The organism is Hymenobacter guriensis (assembly GCF_015773195.1).
Classification (GTDB): domain Bacteria; phylum Bacteroidota; class Bacteroidia; order Cytophagales; family Hymenobacteraceae; genus Hymenobacter; species Hymenobacter guriensis.
On sequence record NZ_JADWYK010000009.1, the window covers coordinates 35,706 to 47,471 of the forward strand.

At 59.8% G+C, this 11,766-nt stretch carries 10 protein-coding genes and 1 riboswitch; of the genes, 5 read left to right on the plus strand and 5 right to left on the minus strand.

The window, feature by feature from the left end; all coding sequences use genetic code 11:
* Position 1: 1 nt before the first annotated feature.
* The 3 genes from I5L79_RS14825 (at position 2) to I5L79_RS23670 (ending at position 4,109) form a co-directional block, all read left to right on the plus strand.
* Entirely contained in the window at positions 2-775 is a 774-nt protein-coding gene (locus tag I5L79_RS14825; RefSeq protein WP_196955848.1) for a DUF2490 domain-containing protein, read from the plus strand.
* A complete protein-coding gene (cysI, locus tag I5L79_RS14830) occupies positions 775-2,490 on the plus strand; it encodes an assimilatory sulfite reductase (NADPH) hemoprotein subunit (RefSeq protein ID WP_196955849.1) in 1,716 nt (571 codons plus the stop codon). The genes I5L79_RS14825 and cysI overlap by 1 nt, the downstream gene beginning before the upstream one ends.
* 107 nt (positions 2,491-2,597) lie before the next feature.
* Positions 2,598-4,109: a TSUP family transporter gene (locus tag I5L79_RS23670; RefSeq protein ID WP_196955850.1), complete on the plus strand. Its 1,512-nt coding sequence runs from the start codon at positions 2,598-2,600 to the stop codon at positions 4,107-4,109.
* A 94-nt stretch (positions 4,110-4,203) separates the two neighbouring features.
* Here the strand turns inward: I5L79_RS23670 and I5L79_RS14840 are convergent, their stop codons facing one another.
* Complete coding sequence (locus tag I5L79_RS14840) at positions 4,204-5,079, minus strand: CPBP family intramembrane glutamic endopeptidase (RefSeq protein ID WP_196955851.1); 876 nt, start codon at positions 5,077-5,079, stop codon at positions 4,204-4,206.
* Positions 5,080-5,186: 107 nt separating this feature from the next.
* The gene (locus I5L79_RS14845; protein WP_196955852.1) at positions 5,187-6,662 is read right to left on the minus strand and encodes an amino acid permease; all 1,476 of its coding nucleotides are present in this window, start codon (positions 6,660-6,662) and stop codon (positions 5,187-5,189) included.
* Between the two features lie 289 nt (positions 6,663-6,951).
* Positions 6,952-7,044, minus strand: a riboswitch (SAM riboswitch).
* Between the two features lie 314 nt (positions 7,045-7,358).
* Between I5L79_RS14845 and I5L79_RS14850 the strand changes: the two genes are divergently transcribed.
* Entirely contained in the window at positions 7,359-7,820 is a 462-nt protein-coding gene (locus I5L79_RS14850; RefSeq protein WP_231403125.1) for a DUF4890 domain-containing protein, read from the plus strand.
* 149 nt (positions 7,821-7,969) lie between these two features.
* Here I5L79_RS14850 and I5L79_RS14855 read toward each other — a convergent pair whose 3' ends face one another.
* From I5L79_RS14855 to I5L79_RS23675, 3 genes are read right to left on the minus strand one after another with little or no spacing between them, the layout of a single operon-like run.
* On the minus strand, positions 7,970-8,725 hold the full coding sequence (locus tag I5L79_RS14855; protein ID WP_196955853.1) for an EcsC family protein: 756 nt from the start codon (positions 8,723-8,725) through the stop codon (positions 7,970-7,972).
* A gap of 1 nt (position 8,726) precedes the next feature.
* Positions 8,727-9,410, minus strand: a complete 684-nt coding sequence (locus tag I5L79_RS14860) for a hypothetical protein (RefSeq protein WP_196955854.1) — start codon at positions 9,408-9,410, stop codon at positions 8,727-8,729.
* 24 nt (positions 9,411-9,434) lie between these two features.
* On the minus strand, positions 9,435-10,460 hold the full coding sequence (locus tag I5L79_RS23675) for a Gfo/Idh/MocA family protein (protein WP_317191387.1): 1,026 nt from the start codon (positions 10,458-10,460) through the stop codon (positions 9,435-9,437).
* 236 nt (positions 10,461-10,696) lie between these two features.
* Here I5L79_RS23675 and I5L79_RS14870 point away from each other — a divergent pair, with 236 nt between their 5' ends.
* The gene (locus I5L79_RS14870; protein ID WP_196955855.1) at positions 10,697-11,416 is read left to right on the plus strand and encodes a M48 family metallopeptidase; all 720 of its coding nucleotides are present in this window, start codon (positions 10,697-10,699) and stop codon (positions 11,414-11,416) included.
* Positions 11,417-11,766 lie beyond the last annotated feature (350 nt).

Below are 11,766 nucleotides of genomic sequence, written 5' to 3' on the forward strand. Positions count from 1 at the left end.
GATGCCACGCGCCTTTTTTGTTCTACTAATTCTATTGCTCGCGGCCGCGCCGCTGCGGGCACAGAAGCAGTATGTGCGGGAGCAGCAGACCTGGCTGGGAGTGTTCAACCAAACGCGGTTTTCGCAGCGCTGGGGCTCCTGGACCGACCTGCACCTGCGCCTACACGACCACTTCGTGCGGGAGAAATTTCAGGCCCTGGCCCGCGTCGGCCTCACCTATTACCTCACGGATGACGTGCGCCTGACCGGCGGCTACGCCTACGTGTACCATTACCCCGATGGGGCCCGCACCGTGGGCCAGCCCGAGCACCGACCCTGGCAGCAGGTGCAGTGGTTTACCAAGTTTCCCAAAGCCCGCTTGATGCAGTGGGTGCGGCTGGAAGAGCGGTTTCGGCGCACTATTCAAAACAATGAGCGCACCGACGACTTCGATTTCAACTACCGCACCCGCTACAACGTGGCCTTGTTCCTGCCGCTCACCAAACGCGGCTTCGAGCCGGGCGGGGTACAGTTCCTGCTTAACAACGAGGTGATGATGAACTTCGGCAAGGAAATCCGCTACAACTACTTCGACCAGAACCGCTTCTTCGCTGGGCTGGCCTACCAGGTAAGCAAGCACGGGCAGCTGCAGGGCGGCTACATGCACCTGTTTCAGCAGCTGCCGGCGGGCAGCACCTACCGCAATCAACACACCATCCGGCTGTTCTACTTCCACAATTTCGACTTGCGGCCTACGCCCCCGCCCGTCCCCACTCCTAGTCCCTCACAACCGTAATGGCTGATACCCTCAAGCTCTCCGAAGTTGAACACGTGAAGGATGCCAGCAACTTTTTGCGTGGCACCCTGGTCGGGAGCGTGCAGAACCCAATTACCGGCGCCCTGTATCCCGACGATACCCACCTTATCAAGTTCCACGGCTCCTACCAGCAAACGGACCGCGACCTGGACTCGGAGCGGAAACGCCAGAAGCTGGAGCCGCTCTACTCCTTCATGATTCGAGTGCGGGTGCCGGGCGGGGTGGCTACGGCCGACCAGTGGCTGCGCATGGACGAGCTGGCCGACGCCTACGGCAACCACACGCTCAAGCTCACCACGCGGCAGGCTTTCCAGCTGCACGGGGTCCTCAAGCGCGACCTGAAGTCGACCATTCAGGGCTTCAACGACGTGCTACTGGACAGCATTGCCGGCTGCGGCGACGTAAACCGCAACGTGATGTTCAACCCCAATCCGCACCTCTCGCGGGTGCACGAGCAGGTGTACGAAGTCACGAAAGCTATTAGTACCCACCTCACGCCGCGCACCTCGGCTTACTGGGAGCTGTGGCTCGATGGAGAATCGAAGTACAGCAGTGTATTAAATGATGGCGAGGGTGACTTTGAGCCGATTTACGGCAAAACCTACCTGCCCCGCAAGTTCAAGATTGCGCTGGCCGTGCCGCCTTACAACGACACCGACATCTTCGCCAACGACCTGGGGCTGATTGCCATTGAGAAAAATGGCAAGCTGCTCGGCTTCAACGTAGCGGTAGGTGGCGGCATGGGCATGACGTTTGGCATGCCCGACACCTACCCGCGCCTGGCCGATATCATCGGCTTTGTGCCCGCCAACAAAGTGGTGGAGGTCTGCGAGCAGGTGGTAACCATTCAGCGTGACTGGGGCAACCGCGAAAACCGCAAGTTCTCCCGCCTAAAGTATACCCTGGACCGCGTGGGCCTCGACGTGTTCCGGGACGAGCTGAACCGCCGCCTGGGCTTCGACCTGGAACCCGCGCGCCCCTACACCTTCCGCTCCTCCGGCGACGCCTTTGGGTGGAGTACCGGCCCCAATGGCGCCCGCCACCTCACGCTGTTTGTAGAAGGCGGCCGCGTGCAGGACACCGAAGTCAGCCGCCTGAAAACGGCCCTGCGCGAAATTGCCCGCTTCCATACCGGCGACTTCCGCCTCACCGGCAACCAAAACCTGATGCTGGCCAACGTGGCACCCCAGCACGAGTTAGTGGTGCAGGCCATTCTGGCCGAGCACGGCGTGCTGGCGGAAGCCAACGACGTGCACACGGGCCTGCGCCGCGGGGCTTTAGCTTGCGTAGCCTTGAACACCTGCTCGTTGGCTTTTGCCGAGGCCGAGCGTTATCTTCCCCAGCTTTTAGCTAGATTAGAGGAAGTAATTCGCGCGCAGGGTCTGGCCCAGGATGATATTCTGCTGCGGATGACGGGCTGTCCCAATGGCTGCGCCCGCCCCTACCTGGGCGAAATCGGGTTGGTGGGCCGCGCCGTGGGGCGCTACAATCTGTACCTCGGCGCCGCTTTCAACGGGGAGCGGATGAACAAGCTGTACCGGGAAATGGTGGACGAAGACGGCATTGTGCGGGAGCTCACGCCCCTGCTCGCCGACTACGCCCAGAACCGCCAGCCCCAGGAGCGGTTCGGGGATTTTGTAGTCCGCCAGGGCTATGTAAAGCCTACCCTCAGCGGCCTCACCTTTCACGAGTAACCGACAGTGTGCTTTGTCATGCTTCATCTGGCGTCCGCGGAGTCGAAGCATGACGCTTACAACCTCGCTTAGGGTTGTCCTCTTTTCTCTCCTCCGACCACAACCAAATGCCTCTAACTTCCAACAACGTTCTACCTCAATCGGAGCCGCCGCCCCAGCCGGATGTCAACCGGTTGTTTCCGGTGTTTCTGAAGCTGGAGCAGCTGCACGTACTGCTGGTGGGCGGTGGGGCCGTGGGCTTCGAGAAGCTGTCGGCTATGCTGGCCAACAGCCCCGGCGCGGCCATAACGGTGGTGGCTACCTGGTTTTCGCCGGAGCTGCGGCTGCTGGCCGAGCGGCACCCCGCCGTGCAACTGCGCGAGCAGCCCTACCACCCCACCGACCTTGTGGGCCACGACCTGGTGATTGTGGCTACCAACGACAAGAAACTGAACCTGAGCATCAAGGCCGACGCCACGCGCCAGCGCCTGCTCTGCAACGTAGCCGACACGCCCGCGGCCTGTGACTTTTACCTGGGCTCCATCGTGCAGAAAGGTGACCTGAAAATTGCCATCAGCACCAACGGCAAGTCGCCCACCATTGCCAAGCGCCTGCGCGAAATGCTCACCCATGCCCTCCCCGACGAGCTGCACGACGTGCTCCAGCGCATGGCCGTGATTCGGGAGAAAGTGGGCGGCGACTTTGCCCACAAGGTAAAATCCCTGAACGCCGTGACGGCCGAGCTGACGGGCGGGCCGGCGTATGAGTCGCCGGCTGCTACCCGCTGGCGCAAGATTGCCACGGCCTCGCTGCTGGCGTTTGCGTCCATGCTGGTGTTCAACATTCTCTCTTACTACTTCACCTGGCAGCAGGTGTGGGACGTGGCCAGCTCTTCCCAGACGTTCTACATCTTCGTGGCCATCGGCTTCGGGGCCCAGCTGATTGACGGGCTGCTGGGCATGGGCTATGGGGTGGTTACGGCCATCAGCCTGATGACACTGAACATTTCGCCGGCGGCCGTCAGCTCCAGCATTCACACCGCCGAAATGTTTGCCAGCGGGGCCTCGGGCTACCACCACTACCGCTTCGGCAACGTGAACAAGAAGCTATTCAAAGTGCTACTGATTCCGGGGGTGCTGGGCGCTATTCTGGGGGCATTTCTGCTATCGAAGTTTGGCGAGCAGTATGGGGGCTACGTGCGGCCCTTTCTTTCAGTTTACCTGCTGCTGCTGGGTATCCGCATTATTTCGAAGGCCTTTGCCAAGCCCGGGCCGCGCAAAAAGCACAAGAAGCTGGGCTTCCTGGCGGCGGCTGGCGGCTTTCTGGATTCGTTTGGCGGGGGCGGCTGGGGGCCATTGGTTACCAGCACACTCATTGCCGGGGGCCGCACGCCGCAGTATGTTATCGGCTCGGTAAGCGTCACGGAGTTCTTCGTCACGTTTGCCAGCGCCCTCACATTTTTCGCCACCATCGGCATTTCACACTGGCAGATTATTCTGGGGCTGATTGTGGGCGGTATTGCCGCCGCGCCGTTTGCCGCCCGCCTGGCCGGCCGCATTCCCACCCGCTGGATGTTCGTGGGCGTGGGCCTGATGGTTATCGTATGGAGTATGTGGTCGTTGCGCAAGCTGTTTATGTAGCAGTTTCGCACTACTCAAATCACCTTAGAAACCTCGTAAAAAGCCTCACCTCATGCATGAGGCGAGGCTTTTTTACCTACAGCCGGCTACTGTATCAACCCACTTGCGGTAACGTAACTTCAACGGACTCCTCCCGGATGGAAGCCGAGTGCGCTGGTACTGTGGTTTGCTGCACGCGCCGCAGCAGCCAGCACAGCACCAAAGCCCCAGCGGCCACTGCACCGGCATACGCCCACCAGGAGCCAAACACGTCTACCACCGATTTTTCGGCCAGCTCCTGACCACCAACTACCAGACCCAGAAAAGCCAGCAGGTTATTGAGGGCGTGCGTAGCCATGCACAGCCACAAGGATTGGGTTCGGTAGTAGAGCCACCCCAGCAGCAGGCCAATCAGCCCGGTCCCTACCATCTGCGCCGGGTTGCCGTGGATCAGGCCAAACAGCAGCGCCGATTGACCAATGGCCATCCAGGGCCGCTGCGGGTAATTGCGCAACAGCCCCGCCAGCAGTACGCCCCGAAACAGTAGCTCTTCCAGCACGGGCGCCGCCACACACAGCACCACAAAAGCCAGCACGGGCGCTTTGGCCAGCTCTTTAAAGGAGGCGTCGGCCCAGTTGGGCAGATGCAACAAATCCAGCAGGGAAAGCACCATCACCATTGCCAGCACCAGTAGGGGCAGCGCCGCATACAGCCAGACCTGCTCCTTACCCAGGGGGCGGACGGGTACCCAGCGGCTGCCGGCCCGCCGACGCAGCACACCCAGCAAGGCCAGGTTGCTACTGATCGTGACGATGACCAGCGTGGCCGGGCGGGAAAAATTGAGCGCTTTTTCGCACAGCAGGAACACCGGTACACCTACCACCAGCATCACCAGCAGATACCACCCCAGAAAGGCCCAGCTTTCCTTGATTGTCGGATAAGCTGATGGCTTGTGGATTGGCGCTGGCGGCTCGGGTACACTTGTTTCCATGCGTGAGGAAGGCTGATAAGGAAAGACAGGTCGGGAGTAAAGCTAAGTAGCGCCCCGGCATAAAACAGAATGGGCCGAGGTTTTCACCCCGGCCCGTAGCTGTCAATTCACTTCAGCTGCTTGCTTAGCCCGCTCGTTGCGCCGCTTGCTTGCAGCCCCAGCTTGCTGTGCTTGCGGCCGTATCCGAAGTAGATAGCCAGCCCGATGGCCAGCCACACAGCCAGACGTAACCACGTTTCCCAAGGTAAGGACAACATCATGACCAAGCAGGTGACGATACCCAGAATGGGCACCAGCGGCACCAGCGGCGTGCGGAAGCCGCGGAGCGCGTCGGGCTCTTTTTTGCGCATGATGAGCACGCCCACGCACACCATCACGAAGGCCAGCAGCGTACCGATGCTCGTCATCTCACCCACTACCGAAATCGGCACAAAGCCCGCGAACAAGGCGATAAACAAGCCCAGCAATAGGTTCGACTGCAGGGGCGTGCGGAACCGCTCGTGGATGCGGGCGAAAACCGGGGGCAACAGTCCGTCCTTGGCCATAGAGAAAAACACCCGGCTCTGACCCAGCAAATCCACCAAAATCACAGAGGTGTAGCCAATGATGATGGCCAGAATAACCGCCGAGGAAAGCCAGGCGTAGGGCGTTTTTTCGATGGCAATAGCCACCGGTGCGGCGCTGTTCTTGAACTCGGTGTAGTTGGCTAGGCCCGTCATCACGTGGCCGAACAGCACGAACAGCACGGTGCAGATCAGCAGGGAGCCGATAATACCGATGGGCATGTTGCGCTGCGGGTTCTTGGTTTCCTGGGCCATGGTGGCCACAATATCGAAGCCGATGAACACGAAGAACACCACGCCGGCCCCGCGCAGAATGCCGCTCCAGCCAAACTCCCCGAACACGCCGGTGTTCTGCGGGATGTAAGGTTGGTAATTGGCCGGATCGATGTACTGCCAGCCCAGGGCAATGAACACCAGCACCACGGCCACCTTCAGCGTAACCACCAGCGCGTTAAACCAGGCCGAGCCCGAGGTGCCCCGAATAATGATAAGCGTAATGGCCAGCACAATGAGCATGGCGGGCACGTTCACGAAGCCGTGCACGGTGCTGCCATCGGCCAGCGCGGCCGTTTCAAACGGCGACATCACCAGCTGAGGCGGCAGATGAACGCCGTATTTGCTCAGGAATTTGAGTAGGTACTGGGACCAACTGATGGCCACCGTAGCGGCGCCAACCGAGTATTCCAGCACCAAATCCCAGCCGATAATCCAGGCGAACAACTCGCCCATGGTGGCGTAGGCGTAGGTATAAGCCGAGCCGGCTACCGGCACCATGGCGGCAAACTCGGCGTAGCACAGGGCGGAAAAAGCGCAGCCCACGGCCGCCACCACGAAGGAAAGCGTCACGGCCGGACCAGCGTTGTTGGCCGCCGCAATACCTGTTAGCGAAAACAAACCCGCACCGATGATGACACCGATGCCGATAGCAATAAGGTTGAAACCGTTCAGGGTACGTTTGAGCGTGCCCGCGCCGGTTTCGGCGGCTTCTAGCCGCAAGAGTTCCAGGGACTTTTTAAGCATAACAGGGGTGGCGAGAAGCCTGAGCTTCCCAGGTAAGTGAAGAAAACAGTGCACCCTGATTCCTGACGGCAGAAAGACAGGCTGGCCCGGCCAGTTGGATTCGACCGGAGCAACTGCGCAAAGTGAGCAACAGAGAAAGGGAGCCGAAAATGATTAGCTCAGGCCCGCAGGCAGCTCAGCAACAACACCACGTGCTACAACAGGCCTCAGCAGCCCCATATGGACACACGGAGGCAGCAGCAAAAACAGGTAGGGCAGTAAAGCAGGGCGGAAAGTCCACGGCAACTTGTTTTTATATGGTCAGGAGTTGGCACCGTTCCGCGGGGTGCGGGTGGTTGCCGGCGCGTCGTCGAGCCTGTCTCTCGGCGCCTCTGTATAAAAACAATCCTTCGGGCTAGAAAGAATTGATGCTGCAAAGGTAGCCCCGGATTCCGGGGCCCGCAAACCGCCGGTCTTGGTTCAGTATTCAGACCATCAATTGCGGTAATACCCTGTTAAACACGGCCCTGTATTACCCGATACTAATCTAAACCGAAGGTTTAACCCGAAAATTTAAATTTTTTCAGAAGGCGTTTTAGGCTGATTTGGCCGAAACTGGCACCGGAGTTGCAAACCAGCTGCGGGAAGCCGGTTTTGCTGTTCCAGCCGGACGCAGGCTTCTCTTCCTCAGTTGCACAATTCACTTCTTTCCGCGTTATGAAAAAGCTTCTTGTAATCCTCCTCGCCTTCTCGTTTTCCGCCGGCGTAGCTTCGGCCCAGACCACCACGGCTCCGGCCGGCCCCGCCAAAATGCACCGCGGCCACAAAGGGCAAAAAGCCAACCTCACGCCCGAGCAGCGCGCTGACAAAGCCGCTAAGAAAATGGCGAAAAAGCTGAGCCTCTCGGCTGCCCAGACAACTCAGGTACGTCAGCTGCACCTGGCCCGTATCCAGGAAATGCAGGCCCACAAAGGCCAGGCCGGCACCACCTCGGCTCCCGCCGAAAAAAAGCAGCACCACGCTGCTATGAAAGCCGGCAAGCAGCGCTACGAGGCACAGCTCAAGCAGATCCTGAGCGCCGAGCAGTACGCCAAATACACCCAAATGCAGGCTGAGCGGATGCAAAAGCGCAAAGCCCACCGCCAGAACATGGCATCCCCACAGCAAGGCAAAAGCTAAGCTGCCGATTCACGCATAAAAAGGCCCCGACGGAAACGTTGGGGCCTTTTTTGTATTCTATGCGTGTGTCATTCCGAGCTCAGCGAGGAATCTGAGAAAACCAACAGAGAGGCTTACCCAGATTCCTCGCTGAGCTCGGAATGACAGGGTCAAGTTGGCCCCACTGTATTTGCAAGCCGCGCTTCATCCGCAAGCCAGCGCAGGCGGTAGCAATTGATGGCAGTTTCGCCGAGCTGCTCCACCAGCTTGTAGTTGGCCACCGCTCCCACGGCCGCCCCGATGACGGGAATGAGCTGGGCCAGCTTGGCCAGGTCGATGTAGTCGCGGTACTCCTGCTGGAAGGTGCGCCAGTCGAACTCGTTGACGTCGGTGGGCAGGGTGTGGCGGTAGGTTTCCCAGGTGGCGACGCGCTGGTAGATTTCGTTGCGGGTGTGCTGGGAGCTGAACGCGAGCTGGAAGATGTGCAGCAGGAACAGCCGCTCGGAAAAGTCGCGCACATCGTGGCCGTAGAGGGCCGCTACGTCGAAAAGAAGCTTGAGCTTGAGGCCGAGCAAGAGGGGAAAATCGGCGAGGCCGAGCAGGAAGCCACCGGCGCCGGTGGCGGCTCCTTCGGCCGCGGCCGTGTTGCGGTAGTAGCGGATGCGGGTGCGCACCAGAGCTTCGCGCTCGGCCAGGGCCGTATCGGTGAGGGGCTTGCGAGTGGTGTGCATGGAGCCGAACAGGACGCCCTGCACCATTTTCTGGATGGCGACGGTGAGGGCCTTGTGCAGCTTTTCGGGCAGCAGGGCGTTGAGACGCGCTTGCACCCGGCGGGTGAGGCGGCCCAGCAGCGTGGGCTTCCGCTGCATCCGTTGCTGCCAGGCTTCGAAGTCAGGTAGGGCTTGATGGTCGTAGGGGCTAGGCATTCTATCGTATCGTAAGTTGCAGGTACTTGTATTTGCTTGCCGGCAACCTTGCTAACTGCCCCGCTTCCTTTTCGGCAACTGCTGCCGGGACTACTTTTAAAAGCACTACTTGGCTACCGCTCCAACATAAATCTATTGGTACCCAATCCTGCTGATCAATGGTTATTAATGGCTTTACCCTTCCGTTTACCATCTTATATATCTGCACGCCGTTGATTTCCTCCATACCCCAGCCAGCGTATAGGGAGGCCATTCTGGTAAGATCAGGCGAAAGTGAGGGAGTGGCCCATAAGGTATCTACCCGACCACTCTGCTGATCGACAATGTATGTTCTGGAAGATTCCCAGTATTTACAGCGGACCAAGCACTTATGAATAGCGGCTATGCTACCTGCATAACTGAACTCTTCCTGATCAACCTCATATTTCTCCGCCGGCTTTCCTACAAAGCTTACGGCTTTACCATTACTTAATTTTATTCTTACTGATTTCTTAGAAACTGTTACGTTGTGCCAATTCATTACAATGCTGGGTTTTGCCAAATAATGCGCCTTATCAAATGCAGCTTTTGTACTGATTTGTAACGTGTATCCTGGCTTCGCCTGCAACACGGATGGCTCCAGAACTGCAATACTGGGATTAATGCCTGTTAAGAAGCCCAGCCATAAACTCAAAATTATCTTCATTGAATAAGTGTTTCTGGATAAGAGTTATTTCAAGCTATACACCCGCTCTATCATTTCCACCACCTTCAAGCCTTCCAAGGCATTCGTGGTAGCCAAACCGCCGTTCTGCAACGTCTCCAGCACGTTTTCGATGACGTGGACGTGGTTGGCGGCGGAGCCCTGGTAGGCGCCGTAGTGGTTGGCGGGGTTAGTGGGCGGCAGAGCGGGCAGCTGGTAGTCGCGGAGGTGGCAATGCTCTACTTTGTCCATGTACTGGCCGCCGAGGCGCAGGCTGCCGTGCTCGGCTACCACCGTGAGGGAGCTTTCGAGGTTCTGGTCCCACACGGCGGTGCTGTACTGAAGCGTGCCGCTGCCCCCGCTCACGAGGTCGAAGGTGACGAGGCCGGAATCTTCGAACTCGGTGAGGTGCTGGTGGTTGAAGTCACGAAAGCGGGCCGATATGTTGGTGATGTCGCCGAACACCCAGTAAAGCAAGTCTACGAAGTGGCTGAACTGGGTGAAGAGTGTGCCCCCATCCTGCTGGCGGGTGCCGTGCCAGGAGCCGGGCGTGTAGTACCGCTCGTCACGGTTCCAGAAGCAGGTGAGCTGCACGAGGTAAATCTGGCCAAGGCGACCTTCGTCGTAGATGCGCTTAAGCCAGGCGGCGGGCGGCGAGTAGCGGTTTTGCATGACGCCAAACACGCGGCGACCGGTGGCCTGGGCGGTGTCAACAATAGCCTGAGCATCCTGGGTGCGCAGAGCCATCGGCTTCTCGACTACCACGTGCAGGCCGGCCCGCAAGCCCTGAATGGCCTGGGGCGCGTGCAGGTAGTTGGGCGTGGCTACGGTGAGCACGTCGGCGGGGGGACCAGCCTGCAGGTACTCCTCCAGCGATGGGAAGAAGGGTACGCCGGGAAACTCGGCGGCCAGGGCAGGCTGCAGCTCCATGCGGATATCAATGAGGGCGACGAGCTGGGCACCGGGCTGGCGGGCCACCAGGGAGGCATGACGGCGGCCAATGTGGCCCACGCCGCAGATAGCGAATCGAACGTCAGGTAAACAATCGGCCACGGACTAGGTTGGCAGGGTACAGGATGAACGCGCAAGCTGCGAAAAAACCGGCGGTTGTGGGGCAGAGGGATTGGGGAACGTCATAAAGAACGGCGTTCCGGGTATAACGTCATTCCTCGGCAAGCTCGGAATGACGTTATACCCGGAATGACGGCGCCGCTCAGCATGACGGCTAACGGCGCGGACAGCGGGCGGGGACAAGCCCCGCCCCTACCTTTGCAAAAACAACTCGTGGTATGGCCTTGACGCAGCTGGCTGGTATGGAAGTGGACTTAGTGCGCAAGCGGATGCGCAGTCTGCGGCTGACGGTGTACGCCGCCGGGCGCGTGCGCGTGTCGGCACCGCTGCACACGCCGCTGGCGGCCGTGGAGGAGTTTGTGCGGGCGCGCCGGAGCTGGATTGAGAAGCACCAGCAGCAGTTTGCAGCCCGCACCCCGGCGCCACAGCTGCTTTATGAAGCCGGCGAAACGCACTTCTACCAGGGTAAGGTCTACACGCTGGCCCTGCACGCCGCCGACCGGCCCCGCGTGGAGCTGCACCCCGAAGCCCGGGAGCTGCACCTTTATTTGCCGGCCGAAGCCACAGCGGAACAGCGCGCGGCCTTGCTCACGGCCTGGTACCGGCAGCAGTTGCGGGCGCTGGTGCCCCAGCTGCTGGCTAAGTGGGAGACGGTGGTGGGTCGGCAGGCAGCGGCCTGGGGCATCCGGCAGATGCGCACCCGCTGGGGTACCTGCAACATTGGGGCCCGGCGCATCTGGCTGAATCTGGAGCTGATTAAGCGGCCCCTCCCCTGCCTGGAGTACGTGGTGGTGCACGAGCTGAACCACTTGCACGAGCGACTCCACAACGCCCGCTTCTGGGGACTGATGGATGGGTTTATGCCCGATTGGCGCGTTTATAAAGCCGAGCTGAACCACGTCCATCTCACGCCGGGCGCCCCGCCGGATGCCGATTAGGCCAGGGTGAAAACGCCGAATGGGCGGGGCTTGCCACCGCCCGTCGTTGCCCGGCCCAGGGCGGATTTTGGGCATTGAAAGGTGGAAACAGGCCCCTTTCCTACTTCCTGTATTGAGGACGCGAAAAGCGGCTTTCTTCCGCACGAAACCAGTGACTATACCCGCAACGACTGCGGCGGGGCCCGGAATGACCGGTACATCACCCGGAACGACCGGTGCAGCACCCGGAACGACTGGTGCAGCACCCGGAATGATCAGTACATGACCCGGAACGACCTGTACATGCCCCGGAACGATTGATACATGACCCGGAACGACTGATACATCAGCCGGGACTTTTGGTAACAGGG

Bases quoted from the DNA above. Each gene is read 5' to 3' on its own strand.
- I5L79_RS14825 (WP_196955848.1), top strand. From the start codon at position 2: ATGCCACGCGCCTTTTTTGTTCTACTAATTCTATTGCTCGCGGCCGCG.
- cysI (WP_196955849.1), top strand. From the start codon at position 775: ATGGCTGATACCCTCAAGCTCTCCGAAGTTGAACACGTGAAGGATGCC.
- I5L79_RS23670 (WP_196955850.1), top strand. From the start codon at position 2,598: ATGCCTCTAACTTCCAACAACGTTCTACCTCAATCGGAGCCGCCGCCC.
- I5L79_RS14840 (WP_196955851.1), bottom strand. From the start codon at position 5,079: ATGGAAACAAGTGTACCCGAGCCGCCAGCGCCAATCCACAAGCCATCA.
- I5L79_RS14845 (WP_196955852.1), bottom strand. From the start codon at position 6,662: ATGCTTAAAAAGTCCCTGGAACTCTTGCGGCTAGAAGCCGCCGAAACC.
- I5L79_RS14850 (WP_231403125.1), top strand. From the start codon at position 7,359: ATGAAAAAGCTTCTTGTAATCCTCCTCGCCTTCTCGTTTTCCGCCGGC.
- I5L79_RS14855 (WP_196955853.1), bottom strand. From the start codon at position 8,725: ATGCCTAGCCCCTACGACCATCAAGCCCTACCTGACTTCGAAGCCTGG.
- I5L79_RS14860 (WP_196955854.1), bottom strand. From the start codon at position 9,410: ATGAAGATAATTTTGAGTTTATGGCTGGGCTTCTTAACAGGCATTAAT.
- I5L79_RS14870 (WP_196955855.1), top strand. From the start codon at position 10,697: ATGGCCTTGACGCAGCTGGCTGGTATGGAAGTGGACTTAGTGCGCAAG.